This is a genomic window from Streptomyces sp. NPDC006512, from assembly GCF_040611935.1.
In the GTDB taxonomy this organism is placed as follows: Bacteria; Actinomycetota; Actinomycetes; order Streptomycetales; family Streptomycetaceae; genus Streptomyces.
On the sequence record NZ_JBEXPG010000001.1, the window covers coordinates 1 to 16,710 of the forward strand.

At 71.9% G+C, this 16,710-nt stretch carries 13 protein-coding genes; 8 read left to right on the forward strand and 5 right to left on the reverse strand.

Annotated features, from left to right (window positions below):
* Nucleotides 1–102: 102 nt before the first annotated feature.
* Nucleotides 103–741, reverse strand: a complete 639-nt coding sequence (locus ABZZ17_RS00005) for a hypothetical protein (protein WP_356870215.1) — start codon at nucleotides 739–741, stop codon at nucleotides 103–105.
* 117 nt (nucleotides 742–858) lie between these two features.
* Between ABZZ17_RS00005 and recQ the strand changes: the two genes are divergently transcribed.
* Nucleotides 859–2,889, forward strand: coding sequence for a DNA helicase RecQ (gene recQ, locus ABZZ17_RS00010; RefSeq protein WP_356870217.1), 2,031 nt, complete (start codon nucleotides 859–861; stop codon nucleotides 2,887–2,889).
* Nucleotides 2,890–2,965: 76 nt separating this feature from the next.
* Here the strand turns inward: recQ and ABZZ17_RS00015 are convergent, their stop codons facing one another.
* A complete protein-coding gene (locus ABZZ17_RS00015; protein WP_356870219.1) occupies nucleotides 2,966–4,429 on the reverse strand; it encodes an amino acid permease in 1,464 nt (487 codons plus the stop codon).
* Between the two features lie 792 nt (nucleotides 4,430–5,221).
* Between ABZZ17_RS00015 and ABZZ17_RS00020 the strand changes: the two genes are divergently transcribed.
* The 5 genes from ABZZ17_RS00020 (at nucleotide 5,222) to ABZZ17_RS00040 (ending at nucleotide 12,278) form a co-directional block, all read left to right on the forward strand.
* Nucleotides 5,222–5,461 carry a hypothetical protein gene (locus ABZZ17_RS00020; RefSeq protein WP_356870221.1) on the forward strand — a complete coding sequence of 80 codons (240 nt, stop codon included), beginning with the start codon at nucleotides 5,222–5,224 and terminating at the stop codon, nucleotides 5,459–5,461.
* Nucleotides 5,462–5,558: 97 nt separating this feature from the next.
* Nucleotides 5,559–6,365: a hypothetical protein gene (locus ABZZ17_RS00025; protein WP_356870223.1), complete on the forward strand. Its 807-nt coding sequence runs from the start codon at nucleotides 5,559–5,561 to the stop codon at nucleotides 6,363–6,365.
* A complete protein-coding gene (locus ABZZ17_RS00030; RefSeq protein WP_356870225.1) occupies nucleotides 6,362–8,614 on the forward strand; it encodes an NHLP family bacteriocin export ABC transporter peptidase/permease/ATPase subunit in 2,253 nt (750 codons plus the stop codon). The genes ABZZ17_RS00025 and ABZZ17_RS00030 overlap by 4 nt, the downstream gene beginning before the upstream one ends.
* A gap of 1 nt (nucleotide 8,615) precedes the next feature.
* Complete coding sequence (locus ABZZ17_RS00035) at nucleotides 8,616–11,507, forward strand: NHLP bacteriocin export ABC transporter permease/ATPase subunit (protein WP_356870227.1); 2,892 nt, start codon at nucleotides 8,616–8,618, stop codon at nucleotides 11,505–11,507.
* Nucleotides 11,508–11,624: 117 nt separating this feature from the next.
* Nucleotides 11,625–12,278 carry a cutinase family protein gene (locus ABZZ17_RS00040; protein WP_356870229.1) on the forward strand — a complete coding sequence of 218 codons (654 nt, stop codon included), beginning with the start codon at nucleotides 11,625–11,627 and terminating at the stop codon, nucleotides 12,276–12,278.
* Between the two features lie 108 nt (nucleotides 12,279–12,386).
* On the opposite strand, the gene ABZZ17_RS00045 is transcribed toward ABZZ17_RS00040, so the two are convergent.
* Nucleotides 12,387–13,463, reverse strand: a complete 1,077-nt coding sequence (locus ABZZ17_RS00045) for a BTAD domain-containing putative transcriptional regulator (protein ID WP_356870231.1) — start codon at nucleotides 13,461–13,463, stop codon at nucleotides 12,387–12,389.
* A 159-nt stretch (nucleotides 13,464–13,622) separates the two neighbouring features.
* Nucleotides 13,623–14,000, reverse strand: coding sequence for a helix-turn-helix domain-containing protein (locus tag ABZZ17_RS00050; protein ID WP_356870233.1), 378 nt, complete (start codon nucleotides 13,998–14,000; stop codon nucleotides 13,623–13,625).
* A 113-nt stretch (nucleotides 14,001–14,113) separates the two neighbouring features.
* Between ABZZ17_RS00050 and ABZZ17_RS00055 the strand changes: the two genes are divergently transcribed.
* On the forward strand, nucleotides 14,114–14,521 hold the full coding sequence (locus ABZZ17_RS00055) for a RidA family protein (RefSeq protein ID WP_356870235.1): 408 nt from the start codon (nucleotides 14,114–14,116) through the stop codon (nucleotides 14,519–14,521).
* A 25-nt stretch (nucleotides 14,522–14,546) separates the two neighbouring features.
* Here ABZZ17_RS00055 and ABZZ17_RS00060 read toward each other — a convergent pair whose 3' ends face one another.
* Complete coding sequence (locus ABZZ17_RS00060) at nucleotides 14,547–14,951, reverse strand: FKBP-type peptidyl-prolyl cis-trans isomerase (protein ID WP_356870237.1); 405 nt, start codon at nucleotides 14,949–14,951, stop codon at nucleotides 14,547–14,549.
* A 336-nt stretch (nucleotides 14,952–15,287) separates the two neighbouring features.
* Here ABZZ17_RS00060 and ABZZ17_RS00065 point away from each other — a divergent pair, with 336 nt between their 5' ends.
* The gene (locus ABZZ17_RS00065; protein WP_356870239.1) at nucleotides 15,288–16,670 is read left to right on the forward strand and encodes a DUF5685 family protein; all 1,383 of its coding nucleotides are present in this window, start codon (nucleotides 15,288–15,290) and stop codon (nucleotides 16,668–16,670) included.
* Nucleotides 16,671–16,710: the final 40 nt, after the last annotated feature.

Genomic DNA, 16,710 nt, shown 5'->3' on the forward strand with positions numbered 1-16,710 from the left:
CTGGTGGGGTTTTGTTATGTCTTCGTTGTTGATGAGGCTGCTCGGCGGGCCCGCCCGCGGGCTCCGCGCGGCGCCCCCCCCCTTCTCGCGCTCCCGCGGGCCTCAGACGGTGACGCCCGCCCGCCGGGCCACTTCCAGGGCGGCGTCCGCGTCCAGCGCGCCGCCGGCCGCCGCCAGCAGCGCGGCGACGGCGCCGGAGTCCACCGTGCGCCGCTCGGCGTGCCCCGCGAACGCGGACAGCGCCTCCCGCACCGCCGGCCCGCCGGGGGAGGCTTCGCCGAGCACGCACTCGGCCTCGTCGAGGAACTCCTCCTCCGAGTCCGCCCAGGGGGCGGCTCCGTCCAGCCCGTCGCCCATCTCGTCCGCGCGGTAGTCGACGCGGTGCCAGGCACCGTTCTCCCACCAGTAGACGAAGCCGAACATGTTGCCCGCGGCGTCCTCACGCAGCTGGTCCCACGGCAGCCAGTCGGGCCCGCCGGCGAGGAAGTCGAGCGGCTCCGGCCCGACGTGGGTGTAGCTGCCGTCGGCGTCCTGCCCGCAGAACACGGCCCGGTCGGTCCCGCACATCCGCATGCGCCACCAGTACGATCCGCTGCCGTTCTCGCCCCAGACGCCGTCCTCGTCCAGCCAGTACTCGTCGTGGTCGCCGCGCGCGGCCGCCAGCGCCGCGAACGTCACCGCCCTCGCCCACAGGGTTCCGGCGGGATCGAGGTCCTCGGGCACGCTCGGTCGTTGCATCATGATCTCCTTTCGAACGGACACCCTCGCACAGCCCCCGTCCGCCGCCGAACCGCCGGGTTGTCCACAGGTACGGGAGTACGGAGCCGGGGTGTCGGCAGGTGCCGTTAGGCTTCTCGGATGGCCCCTTCGGACCCTTCCCCCGAGATCCCGGACGCGCTGCAGGTACTGCACCGCGTCTTCGGATACAGCTCCTTCCGCGGCGAGCAGCAGGAGATCATCGAGCAGGTCGTCGGCGGCGGAGACGCCCTCGTGCTGATGCCGACCGGCGGCGGCAAGTCGCTCTGCTACCAGATCCCGGCGCTCGTCAGAGAAGGCACGGGCGTCGTGATCTCGCCGCTCATCGCGCTGATGCAGGACCAGGTGAACGCGCTCACCGCCCTCGGCGTGCGGGCCGGCTTCCTCAACTCGACGCAGGACCCGTACGAACGGCAGGCCGTCGAGCAGGCCTTCCTCGCCGACGAACTGGACCTGCTCTACCTCGCCCCCGAGCGGCTGCGCTCGGAGGGCACGCAGCGGCTGCTCGACCGGGGCAAGGTCTCGCTCTTCGCGATCGACGAGGCGCACTGCGTCGCCCAGTGGGGCCACGACTTCCGGCCCGACTACCTGGCGCTGTCCATGCTGCACGAGCGCTGGCCGAAGGTGCCGAGGATCGCGCTGACCGCGACGGCCACCGAGGCCACCCACGCCGAGATCGTGGCGCGGCTCGGCCTGGAGGAGGCCCGGCACTTCGTCGCCAGCTTCGACCGGCCGAACATCCAGTACCGCATCGCCGCCAAGGACAACCCGCTCAAGCAGCTGCTGGAGCTGATCCGGACCGAGCACGACGGGGACGCCGGAGTCGTCTACTGCCTCTCGCGGTCCTCCGTCGAGAAGACCGCGGCGTTCCTGGTGGAACAGGGCATCGACGCCCTGGCGTACCACGCCGGCATGGACTCCAGGGCGCGCGCGGCGAACCAGGCGCGCTTCCTCCGGGAGGACGGGGTCGTCGTCGTGGCCACGATCGCCTTCGGCATGGGCATCGACAAGCCGGACGTGCGCTTCGTGGCACACCTCGACCTGCCGAAGTCGGTCGAGGGCTACTACCAGGAGACCGGCCGCGCGGGCCGCGACGGAGAGCCGGCGACGGCGTGGCTGGCGTACGGCCTTCAGGACGTGGTCCAGCAGCGCAAGCTCATCGAGGGTTCCGAGGGCGACGACGCACGCCGCCGGTCCCTCGGCATGCACCTGGACGCCATGCTCGCGCTGTGCGAGACGGTCGACTGCCGCCGGACGCGGCTGCTCGCGTACTTCGGGCAGTCGGGCGAGCCGTGCGGCAACTGCGACACGTGTCTGACGCCCGCCGAGTCCTGGGACGGGACGGTCGCGGCGCAGAAACTGCTGTCCACGGTGTGGAGGCTGGCGAAGGAACGGCGCCAGAAGTTCGGCGCCGGCCAGATCATCGACATCCTCCAGGGCAAGAAGACGGCCAAGGTCATCCAGTTCGACCACGACGGACTGTCCGTGTTCGGCGTCGGCTCCGACCTGAGTACCGCGGAGTGGCGGGGCGTCGTCCGCCAGCTGCTCGCGCAGCGGCTGCTGGCGGTGGAGGGCGATTACGGGACGCTCGTCCTGACGGACGACAGCGGTGAGGTCCTCGGAGGGTGCCGCAGCGTACAGATGCGCAAGGAGAAGGCGCCGGCCGGCTCGTCCCGGAAGCAGTCCGGGTCGCGCCCGGGGAAGGGCGCCCGCGTGCCGGTCGACCTGCCGGCCGCTGCCGAGCCGGTGTTCCTCGCCCTCCGGGCCTGGCGGGCCGCGACCGCGCGCGAGCAGGGCGTACCGGCGTACGTCGTCTTCCACGACGCGACGCTGCGGGAGATCGCGACGCGGCTCCCGGGCACGGTCGAGGAACTCGGCACCATCGGCGGCGTCGGCGAGGCCAAGCTGGCCAAGTACGCGCAAGGAGTCCTCGACACCCTCGCGGAGTCGGCCGCGACCACCTCCGCGACCGCCCCCGCGACGGCTGCGGCGGTTCCGGCCGGAGGCGCTGCGGCCGCTCCGGCCACCGCCGCGTTCCTCTCGGCGGCCGCCGAGGAGGAGCCGCCGCCGCACGCCGACGAACCGCCCTTCGACCCGGACGAGATCGACCCGCCCTGGGACGACTGGCAGTAGCCGCACCACGACGGCCCCCGTCCCCTCCGGTGTCGCCGGAGGGGACGGGGGCCGTGGCGTGCGCGGGGCGCGGGGGTCAGGCGCGGGCCGAGGGCTCCGGCTCGCGGTCGGCCGACCGCGCGGCGATCCGCGGGTTGCGGGACTTGAGGACCGTCCAGCCGACCGCCAGGCACAGCGCCCAGCCGGCGCCCACGTACAGGGAGACGCGGCTGTCGGGGTCGATGGCGATCAGCACGGTGACCATCAGCAGGAAGGCCAGGGCTATCCAGCTGCACACCGTGCCGCCGGGTGCGGGGAAGGACGAGGCCGGCAGCCGGCCGGCGACCACCGCGCGGCGGTAGCGGATGTGGCTGACGAGGATCATCATCCAGGTCCAGATGCCGGCCGCGGTCGCGACCGAGGTCACGTAGCCGAACGCCTTCTCCGGGACCACGTAGTTCAGGACCACGCCGATGCCCATGAGGGCGGCGGAGAGGGTGATGCCGAGCGCCGGGGTCTTGGTGGAGCTCAGCTTTCCGAGGATCTTGGGGGCCTCGGAGTTGGCGGCCAGGTCGCGCAGCATGCGGCCGGTGGAGTACATGCCGGAGTTGCAGGACGACAGGGCCGCGGTCAGGACCACGAAGTTGACGATCGCCGCACCGGCCGGAATGCCGATCTTCGCGAAGGCCGCCACGAAGGGGCTGACGCCCGGCTCGAACTCGGTCCACTTGACGACCATCAGGATCACGCTGAGGGCGCCGACGTAGAAGACGATGATGCGCCACGGCAGGGTGTTGATCGCCTTGGGGAGCGTCTTCTCCGGGTTCTCGGACTCACCCGCGGTGACGCCGACGAGCTCGACGGCGAGGTAGGCGAACATGACGCCCTGGAGGGTCATCAGGCTGGAGCCGACGCCCTTGGGGAAGATCCCGTCGAATGCCCAGAGGTTGGAGACGGCGGCGGTGTCACCGGCCTGGCTGAACCCGAAGGTCACGACGCCGATGCCGATCACGATCATGCCGATCAGGGCGGTGACCTTGACCATCGAGAACCAGAACTCGATCTCGCCGAAGATCTTCACCGAGATGAGGTTGGCGACGAACAGGACCACCAGGAAGACCAGGGCGGTCACCCATTGCGGGAAGTCCGGGAACCAGAAGTGCACGTAGATCGCGGCCGCGGTCAGCTCGGCCATGCCGGTGACCACCCACATGAGCCAGTACGTCCAGCCGGTCACGAAACCGAAGAACGGACCGAGGAACTCACGGGCGTACTCCGCGAACGAACCCGAGACGGGCCGGTACAGGAGCAGTTCGCCGAGCGCCCTCATGATGAAGAAGACGATGACGCCGGCGAGGGCGTACATGAGGATGAGACTGGGCCCGGCCTTCGCGATGTTCGCGCCGGCACCCAGGAAGAGGCCGACGCCGATGGCGCCGCCGATGGCGATCATCTGGACCTGGCGGCTGTTGAGGCCGCGTTCGTAGCCCTCCTCGGGCGTGCCGCCCGTGGTCGCGTCGCCGTCGTCTCCGCGGTGCTGTTCAACCTGCGTCGAGGTCATGCTGTGGTGCGCCTTTCCGCTCCATGTAGACCCGCGCCGTCCTCGGCCGCGGATCGGGTTCCGATCCCCCGGATGCTGATGGAGTTGCTGCCGGCGGTCGGCCGGCTCCAGCGCCTCTGCTCGGACGTGGGTGGTCCGGCAAACGGTCGTGAAGATGTACCACGCCATTCGGCCGAAAACCGTGGTGTACATCACCGGCAAATCCCTCATTGGCCCGTGATCAGGCCGAAAGACCCTTGCGTGGTCACGGGATCGTTATCCGGATCTGAGGATCTGCTGAGCGAACACACAGTGACATCGAGGCAATGCGTGACACGCGCACTGCCCGTGCGGAACCCGGCGGCCACGCAGCGTGCGCCGCGGGTGCGGACCCGCGTCGCGGGGGTGCGTACACCCGGCGTGAGGGGCCCGTCACGCCGTGCGCCTTCCGAAAACCTGCACATCGTGTGCGCGATCGCGACGGCCCGCCCGCCCGGGCCAGCGGTATGCCGGATATGCCCCATCCGCTTGATGCCGGTTTGATCGTTTCCGTTCCGTGTAAGCAACGGACGGCCCGTATGTGTTACTCGATCTTGTGAAGAAGCCGTCACCATTCCGTGAATCAAACTCCACCTCTCTCTTCAGAGGTGACCATCCACCCGTGATGGGGCGTCAACGGGATTGGGTGGGCAGCGCGTTCGCGTGCTTACATCTGCGCATTGCGGCAGTCCGGAATGGCGGCCGAGTTTCGGGCCGTCGGGCCGCCGGGCTGCCGCGGTAATGAATTCATCCCCCCAATGAAAGGTGCGCATCATGCGTAACGACCTTGAGACCCGTGAGATCGCCGACACCGAGCTGGACGCCGTCTCCGGCGGCATCATCGGCATCTCCGGCGGCCTCGGCGGCGCCGTGACCAGCGATGTCAGCGACGTCGTGGGTGTCGTGGGCTCCCTCCACACCGTCCAGGCCGCGCAGGGCCTCGTCTCCAACGTCCCCGGCCTCGTCACGGGCATCACCGGTGTTTCGGTGAACACCGGTCGCGTCGGTCTCTGATCGTCATTTCCCCATGAACCCCGGAGCGTCCCCCACGGCTCCGGGGTTCCTGGCTGCCCGCGCCCGGCCGATACGAATGCAGTCGAAGGAATAGTCCGTGCAGTTTCGACAAAAGGCTCTTTCCAAGCTGCAATCGCCCGAAGAACTCGACCTGCCCGTCCGCTTCGCACGCCCGCAGGGGCGGCTCGTCCTGGCCGTCACGGTCATCGTCATGGCCGCCGCGAGTTTCTGGGCCTTCACCGGCACCGTGTCCTCCAAGCTGAGCGCACCCGGCATCCTCACCCGCGCCGAGGGCAGCTACGTACTGCAGACCCCCGTCGCGGGACAGGTGACCGCGGTCCTCGCCGAGGAGGGCCGGCTGCTGGACGCCGGCGCACCCCTGCTCACCGTCCGTACCGAACAGGGGGACCGCCCCGTGCGCGTGGTGACCGCCGGCCGGCTGACGGCACTGGTCGCCAAGGTGGGTTCCGTCGTCGCCACCGGCGCGGACGTGGCCACCGTGGAACGCGTGAAGGATCCGCGGGACCCGCTCGTCGCCGTGCTGTACGTGCCGGGCGCCGGCGGACCGGCGATCCCCGTCGGCGCCGAGGTCGACCTGAGCGTCCAGTCCGTCCCGCACCAGCGGTTCGGCATGCTGCGCGGCCGCGTCGAGACGGTCGGCCGCGCGCCCCAGACACGGGCGCAGATCGGCGGCTTCCTGGGCGACGACGCCCTCGCCGAACAGTTCTCCCGCCAGGGCGACCAGGTCATCGCGGTGCTCGTACGGCTCGAACCCTCCTCCACCCCGTCCGGCTACCGGTGGTCCTCCGGGGACGGGCCCCCGTACGACGTCGAATCCAGGACGCCGGTCACCGGATCCGTCCACCTCGTCGAGCAGCGCCCCGTCGACTGGCTGCTGCCGTGACCGCGCCACAGCTTCCGCCGGCCGGCCGCCGACGCCACCGCCCCGACCCCAAGGGCGGAACCCGCCGCAGGCCCGCGCCCGCCCCCAGGGGCAGGACGCCCCGCCCCGTACGCACCCCCACCGTGCTGCAGATGGAAGCCGTGGAGTGCGGCGCCGCCGCCCTCGCCATGGTGCTCGGCCACCACGGCCGCTTCGTCCCCCTCGAAGAACTGCGCATCGCCTGCGGCGTCTCCCGCGACGGCTCCCGCGCCAGCAACCTCCTCAAGGCCGCCCGCGGATACGGGCTGAAGGCCAAGGGCATGCAGATGGACCTGGCCGCGCTCGCCGAGGAGAGCGCCCCCGCCATCCTCTTCTGGGAGTTCAACCACTACGTCGTCTACGACGGCACGGGCCGCCGGCTCGGCCGCAGGGGCGTCTACGTCAACGACCCCGGCAAGGGACGCCGGTTCGTCCCCATGGACGAGTTCGACACCAGCTTCACCGGCGTCGTGCTCACCTTCGAACCCGGTGACGGCTTCCGCCGCGGCGGCCGCAAGCCGGGCGTCCTCGGCGCCATGCCGGCCCGCCTGCGGGGCACTTCGGGGACCATGGCCGCCGCCGTGCTCTCCAGCCTCCTCCTGGTGGCCGTGGGCGCGACGGTGCCGGCCCTGAGCCGCACCTACATCGACATGTTCCTCATCGGGGAGCAGACGTCCCTGCTGGGCGTCCTGTTCGCCTCGATGGCCGTCGCCCTCGTACTCACCGCGACGCTCACCGCACTCCAACAGGCCAACCTGCTGCGCGGGCGCATCATCTCCTCGACCCTGGGCGGCGCCCGCTTCTTCCGGCACCTGCTCAGGCTGCCCGTCGCCTTCTACTCCCAGCGCAACCCGGCCGACCTGGTCCAGCGCCTCCAGTCCAACGACGCGGTCGCCGAGACCCTCGCCCGGGACCTGGCCGCCGCGGGCGTCGACGCCGTCGTGATCGTGATCTACGCGGTGCTGCTGTGGGCGTACGACCCCCAGCTCACCCTCGTCGGCGTGGCCGTGGCACTGCTCAACGTGGTGGCCATGCGGATCGTGATCCGGCTGAGGGCCACCGGCACCCAGAAGCTGCGCGCCGAGAGCGCCCGGCTGACCAACACCTCCTACAGCGGTCTCCAGCTCATCGAGACGATGAAGGCCACGGGCGGTGAGAACGGCTTCTTCCGCCGCTGGGCCGGACAGCACGCCGTCACCCTCGACGTGCAGCAACGGCTCGGCGTGCCCAGCGCGTGGCTCGCGCTCGCCGCCCCCACGCTCGCGGCGTTCAACAGCGCGCTGATCCTGATGATCGGCGGGCTGCGGGCGGTGGAGGGCCACCTCACCGTGGGTCTGCTCGTCGCGTTCCAGGCCCTGGTGACCAGCTTCACCGCGCCGATCTCCCGCCTGGGCGGCGTCGTCGGACGGATCCAGGACTTCGCAGCCGACGTGGCCCGCCTCAAGGACGTCGAGAACTTTCCCGTCGACCCGGTCCACTCCCGGCGCGAACCCGCCGCCGGCACCCGCCGCCTCAAGGGCCATGTGGAGCTGGACCACGTCACCTTCGGCTACAGCCCGTTGGACGCCCCGCTGCTCACGGACTTCTCGCTCTCGGTCGGCCCCGGGCAGCAGGTCGCGCTCGTCGGCGGCTCCGGCAGCGGCAAGTCCACCGTCTCCCGGCTGATCTCCGGCCTGCACGCCCCCTGGGAGGGGGCCGTCCGCATCGACGGGATGCGGCTGGAGGACATTCCGCGCGGCGCGCTGGCCGCCTCCGTCTCCTTCGTCGACCAGGACGTCTTCCTCTTCGAGGGAACCGTCCGGGACAACGTCACGCTGTGGGACCCCTCCATCCCGGACGAGGCCGTCATCGCGGCCCTGGAGGACGCCGCCGTGCACGACGTCGTCGCCCGCCGTCCCGGCGGCATCCACAGCCGCGTCGAACAGGACGGCCGCAACTTCTCCGGCGGCCAGCGGCAGCGCCTGGAAATCGCACGCGCGCTGGTGCGCCGCCCCAGCGTCATGGTCCTCGACGAGGTCACCAGCGCCCTGGACGCGGTGACCGAGCAGGTCATCATCGACAACCTGCGCCGGCGCGGCTGCGCCTGCGTGGTCATCGCCCACCGGCTGAGCACGGTGCGCGACAGCGACGAGATCGTGGTGCTCGACCGGGGCACCGTCGTCGAACGCGGGCGCCACGAGCACCTGCTCGCCGCACGGGGCCCGTACGCCGAACTGGTCAAGGAGCACTGAGGTGACGTACGCACACCACGCCACCACCGCCGGCCAGTGGGGCGGCGCCCCGGCCCCGGACCCCGTCGTGGCGGCCCTGGGCGCACTGGGCTCGCCCGTCGACTGCACGGGCGTGCGCAGCCTGTCCCTGGAGGGCCCGCTCGTCCTGTGGCTCGTCGTGGAGGGCGAGCTGGACCTCTTCGCCGTCGACGCCGCACACGCCGGACACTGGCACTTCCTGGGCCGGCTGGAACCGGGCACGCTGCTGCTGGGCCCGGCCGAGGGCCCCGACCACACCCTCGTCGGCCGCCCCCTCCAGGGGTGCCGGCTGCGGCGCGTCGAACTGCGGGAGCTCCACCGCCCCGAGTACGGCGGCCCGTTCCCCGACGACCGGTTCCAGGGCGGACCGTGGTACGCCGACCAAGCGCAGTACGAGGCCGCCGCAGGACGGCCGAGCCCACTGGAGGACGCCTTCGCGCGCGGCGTGGGCCGCGGCCTGCGCGTGCTGTGCCAGGCACCGCTGGACGGCGGCGCCGGCGCCGCCGGACACGACGGGGCCGACGAGGACATCCTGTGGATGCGGGTCACCCCGGGCAGCGTGCAGTACGGCGCCGTGTACGAGGCGGAGGCGGTGGGCACCCTCCTCGTCGACGCGGCGATGTGGCAGGGCATGGTCGACCAGCAGCACCGCCTGCTGTACGCCCTCGACGGCTGGATCGAGCAGCTGGAGCGTGCGCACGAGGACCGGACGGCGGCCGGGATCGAGGCGGGCCGGGCCGCCCGCACCCAGGCGGACCGGACCTTGCTGGCGTCCATCGTCCGCGCCGGCCGGGACTCCCACCGGACCGCGAGCGCCGACGCGACCTTCGCCGTCTGCCGCCTGGTCGCCGACGCGGCCCGCATCCCGCTGACCGAACCGGGCGGAGCCGACGGCTCCGGCGACCAGGCCGATCCCGTCGAACGCATCGCCCTCGCCTCGCGGATCCGCACCCGCGCGGTCAGGCTCCGCGGACCCTGGTGGCGGGAGAACACCGGCCCGCTCGTAGGCCGGCGCGAGAAGGACGGTACGCCGGTCGCCCTGCTGTGGCGGCGCGGCGGATACGAGGCGGTCGACCCCGCCACCGGCACGCGCGAGCGCGTCGGCAAGGCGAACGGCGACGCCTTCGAACCGCGCGCCGTCATGCTGTACCGCCCGCTGCCCGACGGGCCGGTGGGCCTGCCGGCCCTGCTCCGCTTCAGCGTGCGCGGCACCCTCCCGGAACTGCGCAGCCTCCTGACGGGAGGGCTGGTCGCCGTGGTCCTGGGCGCACTGGTGCCGATCGCGACCGGCCGGGTACTCGGCCGGTACGTCCCGCAGGCCGAGACCGGCCTCATCGTGCAGACCGGGCTGGCACTGATCGCGACCGGCATCGTCTCGGCCGTGTTCATGCTGCTCCAGAACACCTCCCTCCTGCGGATGGAGGGCCGCATCGAGGCCACCTTGCAGCCGGCCGTCTGGGACCGGCTGCTGCGGCTGCCGACGAAGTTCTTCGCCGGCCGCTCCACCGGCGAACTGGCCGGCGCGGCGATGGGCATCAGCGCCATCCGCCGCATCCTGTCCGGCATCGGCCCGGTCTGCGTACAGGCGGGCGCGGTCGGCGCGGTCAACCTCGTACTGCTGCTCGTCTACAGCGTGCCGCTGGCCATGGCGGCGCTCGCCATGCTGGTCGGCGTCGCGGGCGTCTTCCTCGCCCTCGGACTGTGGCAGCTGCGCCACCAGCGCCGGCTGATCGCGCTCGGCCACCGGCTCAACAACCAGGCCTTCCAGACCCTGCGCGGCCTGCCCAAGCTCCGCGTCGCCGCCGCCGAGAGCTTCGCGTACGCCGCCTGGGCGCGGGAGTTCGCCCGTACCCGCGACCTGCAACAGCGCATCGGCCGGATACAGAACGTCATCACGGTCCTGGGCGCCGTCTACCTGCCGCTGTGCACGCTGGTGATGTTCGTCCTGCTGGCCGGACCCGCCCGCGGCGCCATGTCCGCCGGCGAGTTCCTCACCTTCAGCACCGCGCTGACGATGCTGCTGTCCTCGGTCACTCAGCTGACCGGCGCGCTCATATCGGCCGCCGCGGTGCTGCCGATGTTCGAACAGATCAGACCGCTCCTGCGGGAGACGCCCGAGGTGGTCCGCTCCAACACCCGGCCGGGCGAGCTGACCGGGGCCGTCGAGGCCAGGAACCTGTCGTACCGCTACACGGACGACGGGCCGCTCGTCCTCGACGACGTCAGTCTCCGGGTCGGCCAGGGCGAGTTCGTCGCGATCGTCGGGGCCAGCGGCTGCGGCAAGTCGACCCTGCTGCGGATGCTCATCGGCTTCGACAAGCCCGTCTCCGGCAGCGTGCTGTACGACGGGCAGGACCTGGCGGCGCTCGACCAGGCGGCCGTGCGCCGCCAGTGCGGAGTCGTCCTGCAGAACGCCCAGCCCTTCACCGGCTCGATCCTCGACTGCATCTGCGGCGCCGGGACGTACTCGCTCGAAGAGGCGTGGGAAGCCGCCGCGATGGCGGGCCTCGCGGACGACGTCAAGGCCATGCCGATGGGAATGCACACCATGCTGTCCGACGGCGGAGGCACCGTCTCGGGCGGCCAGCGCCAGCGCCTGATGATCGCCCAGGCCCTCATCCGCAAGCCGCGCATCCTGTTCTTCGACGAGGCCACCAGCGCACTGGACAACGAAACCCAGCGCGTGGTCGTCGAATCCACCCGCGCCCTGAACGCCACCCGCGTCGTGATCGCCCACCGGCTCTCCACGGTCATGGGCGCGGACCGCGTGATCGCCATGGCGGACGGCCGCATCGTCCAGCAGGGCCCGCCCGCCGAACTGCTCGCCGACACCACGGGCCTCTTCCACGACCTGGTCCGCCGTCAGCTGCGATGACGGTCGGCGTTTCATCGGGATGTCATCGCCCGCTGCCACTGTCGTCAGGTGACCTCGGCCGACCGCGTCCCCCGACGGGAAGCGGACGCGCGGGCCGACTACCTGGGGAGGATCGCGATGCGAGCAAGAAGGACCGCGGCCGTGTTGTCCGGGCTTCTGCTGACGGCCGGGCTGTCAGTGGCACAGGAGTCCGCAGCGCAAGCGGCGGCCCCGTGCGAGGGCACCTACACGATCGTCGTCGGCGGCACCGGCAGTTCGTGGAACAACGACGGCTTCTACGGCAACATCCAGCAGCACGTCGGCTACCCCACCCAGATCCCCAACGGCGCGAGCGCCCGGGCGGGCGTCAACGAGCTGAACCGGCTGGTCCGCGACCAGCGTGCCGCCTGCCCCGGCCAGCACGTCAAGATGGGCGGCTACTCCCTGGGCGCCGCGGTGGTCCACACCTGGGTCACCGAGAACTGGCAGACGTTCGACAACGTCAACGCCATCCTCATCGCCGACCCCAAGCGCCAGGGCCCTCCCGGCGCCAACGGCGGATCCGTGCCGTTCGGCGGGATCATCGGTGCGCCGCTCGCCGGCGCCGACAGGTTCTTCGGCAACGTGCCGGTCAAGACGATCTGCCACTGGGACTACGTCTGCGACGAGTCCGCCGGCATCTGGACCTACCCGAACAACCACGTCAGGAACTACCCCGAAGACTTCAACATGGACCACCACAACGACGGCGCCAACGAGCAGTGGTACAACGGCGCCTGGTACCCCGCCTAGGCCGTCTCTGCCCGCGGAACCTCCGCCCACCACCTGCCGCCGGCCCGGGCGAACCGGCCGGCGGCAGGTGGTGACGCGTCCGCGCCGCACCGCTACCGCGCCGCACCGCTACCGCGCGGCTCCGGCGAGACCGAGACCGGCTTCGTCCCCGCGCAGGATCATCCGTTGCGTCCGCCGCAGCATCCCGCTCGGGGGAACCCCCAGGGCGTCCGCCAGCCGGCCACGGACGCGCCCGAACACGGCCAGCGCGTCCGCCTGCCGGCCGCCACGGTAGAGCGCCCGCATCAGCATCGCGGCCACCGGCTCGTTCAGGGGGTTGGCCGCGGACAGCGCGAACAGCTCGGCGGTCGCTTCGGAGCACTGGCCCAGGCGCAGCCGGCACTCCGCCCTCCGCTGCGCGAGGGCGATCCGGCGCTCCGTGAGCCGAAGCCGTTCCAGTTCGGCGAGGGGCCCCGGAAGGCCGGCCAGGAGTTCCCCGCGGAACAGGTCCAGCGCCCGCGAACACAGGCGGACCGCCTCTGCCGGGTCGCCCGCCCGCTCCGCCGTCCCGACGCCGGCGACCAGGTCCTCCAGGCGGGCCACGTCCACGTCGACCGTGCCGGAGACCAGCCGGTAACCACGCCGGTCGTGCTCGATGACCGGGTCGGGACCGTCCCCGGCACGCAGGGCCTTGCGCAGCCGGTACACGTACACCGGCACCACGTTCGCGAGCGGCTGCTCCGTCCCCCATACGCCGTCGAGCAGCTTCTGCCGGCTGAGGGTCCGCCCCGCGCACAGGGTCAGCGCCGCCAGTACGGCTTGCTGGCGGAAGGGCCCCAGGTCCAAGGGCCGCCCGCCCTGCCATGCCTGCACCGGTCCGAGCACGGAGATCCGTACCTCCGGCCCGGCCGCGCGGCCCGCGCCGATCCGCGGCGCCCGGCTCACCCGCCGTGTCCGGGGGCCGCGTCCGGGGACGACCAGGCCGCTGTCGAAGGCGTGGACGATGGCGGCGGCCCGGTCGCGCAGACCGAGCTTCACGAGGATCCGTGCGAGGTGTTCGGCCACGGCCTCCTCGGGGAGGGCCAAGGCGGCGGCGATCTCGTCGTCCCGCAGGCCCCGTCCGACCGCGCACAGCACCTCGCGCTCCTCGGGCCCGAGCACGGGGACGGGGGCGGTCGGCCGGTCGGTGGTGGCGGTCGTCGGCAACGCTGCTCCCCGGGCTCCGGACTGGTCGTACTGGCGGACGCCGTCGACAAGGTAGGGGCGGGAGCGCGGGGCGGGGCATCCGGAAGGATCCGGAGTGACACGCGCCGGGGCGTGCCGTGAAACTGGCGGCGGGCGCCCGTACCGCGAGCGCGGCGCCCGTCAGGCGTCGAAGCGGTGGCGGGAGGCTTCGATGTGGCCGAGGTACCGGTGGGTCCAGTCGCACATGCCGTCGATCGTCACCCGCAGGGCCCGGCCCGGCTCGGTGAGGGCGTACTCGACGCGGGGCGGAACGACGGGGTGCACCGTGCGCTCGATCAGGCCGTAGCGCTCCAGCATGCGCAGGTTCTGGGTGAGCATCTTGTGGCTGATGCCCTCGACCTCGCCCCGCACCTCGGTGAAACGCAGGGTGCGTTCGCCCAGCGCCTCGATGATCAGGAGCGCCCATTTGTTGGCGACGTCCGAGAAGATCTCCCGCGCCAGGGAGTCCGCGCGCCTGAGGTCCGCGTCCTCGGGCGAGCCGCTGTACTGCTTGGTCACCTTGAGGTTCCCCCGTCACCGAAAAGTGCGTTCTTCCATGTCAGCGGCCACTCTCCTACGGTTCTCCAGTAACCACAAGAGAGCGACTCGCTCAGCGAACGGAGGCTGGCAGCATGGCCGTCACCCTGGTGAACCCCAACGGACTGCCCGAAATAGACGTCTACCGGCAGGTGTCCATCTCGACCGGGTCGAAGCTGGTCTTCATCGCCGGGCAGGTCGCCTGGGACGCCGACGGTGCCCCGATCGGGGAAGGCGACCTCGCCGCACAGGTCGAGCAGTGCTACCTCAACATCGCCACCGCCCTGGCCGGGGCCGGCGCCTCCTTCGCCGACGTGGCGAAACTGACCGTCTACGTCGTCGACTGGACCCCCGACAAGATGCCCCTGCTGTTGGAGGGGATCGCCCGGGCGGGCGCGGCACTGGGCGTCACGCCGGTCCCGCCCGCCAGCATGCTGGGCGTCGCGGCACTGGACGTCCCCGAGCACCTGGTCGAGATCGAAGCCATCGCCGTCCTCGACTGAACGGGCCCGGCCCGCCAGGGGCGGCCTAGGAGTTGCTCCACCCGGTCGTCGCGGAATACGAGTCGAGCAGGTCCACCACGAAGACCAGGGTCGAGCCCGGCGGGATCAACGGTGAGGGGGACTGGTTGCCGTAGCCGAGACGCGGGGGAACGATGATCTCGCGCCGGCCGCCCACCTTCATCCCCTTCACCCCCCGGTCCCAGCCCTTGATGACCCTGCCACTGCCCAGGGCGAACTTGAACGGCTCGCCCCGGTCCCAGGAGGCGTCGAACTCCTTCCCGGACGCGAAGGTCACCCCGACGTAGTGGACCCTGACCACCATGCCCGGCTTCACCTCGGCGCCGTCCCCGACGACCAGGTCCCGGGTGGTCAGCTCGGCAGGAGCGTCACCCTCCGGAACCACGACCTCGGGCTTCGTCGGTTCACTCATCGCAGCCTCGTCCCTCTCCGTCGAAAGCCCCGGCCCGGACCGGCCGGACCCGTGGACACCCGTACAACAGAGGACCACGCTACCGAGAAGGCCGGCGATCGCGTCCGCAAGGCCGTTGCGCGGGCGGTCCGTCCGGGTCGTTCGTCAGGCGACGACCTCGGAAGCCTTCGTACCCGACTCCGCGGACACCTCTCGGACGCGACCATTTAGGATGTCGGCCGCGCGTTGACGTCACATGCGGTGACGTCACGCCGGGCGTGCCTCGTGTGCGGTCTCGCGTCCGTGAGCCGTCCGACCGGATGCGCCCGGCAGCTGTTCCTACGGGGGAGAACTTCGGTGTTCGGAATCATCAGACCATGCCGTCATCGCCTGGGCGAGGGCCTGCGTACCGAGTGGATGGCGCACCTGTGCGGGCTGTGTCTGGCTTTGCGCAGCGAGTACGGGCAGTTCGCGAGGGTGGCCACCAACTACGACGGCCTGATCGTCTCGGTGCTGACCGAAGCGCAGTCGGAGCGTACGGGGGACTGGCGGCGGGGGGCCGGTCCGTGCCCGCTGCGCGGGATGCGGTCGGCGGACGTGGCGCAGGGTGAGGGTGCGCGGCTGGCGGCGACGGTGTCGCTGGTGCTGGCCGCGGCGAAGATGCGTGACCACGCCGCCGACGGCGACGGCTTGGTGGGGCGCCGCCCGGTGGCGCTGGCGGCACGCCGGATAGCCGACAACTGGGACCGGGCGGGCGTCGCGGGCGGCGAACGACTCGGCTTCGACACCGCGCTGCTGCTCGGGGCGGTCGAGCGCCAGCCGGACATCGAGCGGTCGACCGGCCCCGGTGGCTCGCTGCTGACGGTCACGGAACCCGCGGAGACGGCGACCGCGGCCGCCTTCTCGTACACCGCGGTGCTCACGGACCGCCCGGGCAACGCCGAACCGCTGGCGGAAGCCGGCCGTCTCTTCGGCCGGCTGGCGCATCTGCTGGACGCGGTGGAGGACCTGGACGCGGACGAGGCGTCCGGCGCGTGGAACCCGATCGCCGTGACCGGCGCGGACCGGGCCGAGGTGCGCCGGCTCTGCGACGACGCCGTCCGTGGCATCCGACTCGCCCTGTCCGACGCCGTGTTCGTCGACGGCCGGCTGGTGCAGGCGCTCCTGGGCGGCGAGTTGGAACGGGCCGTCGACCGGGTCTTCGACCCTCGGCATCGTCACCACCAGCACCGCCGCCAGGTGCGGGGCCCGCGCATGCTGCCCTGGCTGGGACGCCGTGCGGAGACGGAAACGCCCGCGGGGACCGGTACGGGCGCGGCCTGCGGCGTGGGGGAGCTTGCGGGCGCGGCCCCGGAGGGCGCGGTGACGGCGTCGGTCCGGCATCCGGAGGGACAGTGCCGGCGGTGTCGCGAATGGGGCCGGTTGTGCCGCGACTGCAGGTTGTGCCCACGGTGCTGCCGCTGCGGCGACGACGCCGGCCAGGATGACGGCGAGCCCTTGCAGTTCGGCGACGGCAACCGCAACGGCGGTGCGAGCCGGGACGGTTCCGGCAGGGACGGTTCCGGTGGTGACGGCTGGTTCGGCGGCCACGGCGGCGGCTCGGGCGGCTCCTCCGGCGGTTCGGGCGGCGGTCACGGCTCCGGCGGCTCCGGTGGTTCCGGCGGGGGCTCGGGTGACGGCTGCGGGGGCGGCGGTGGCTGCTGCAATCCGTGCAAGTGCTGCTGCGACTGCTGCGACTGAACGACGGATGAGCTCGGCTCCCCGCCCGGTTCCCCGCCCG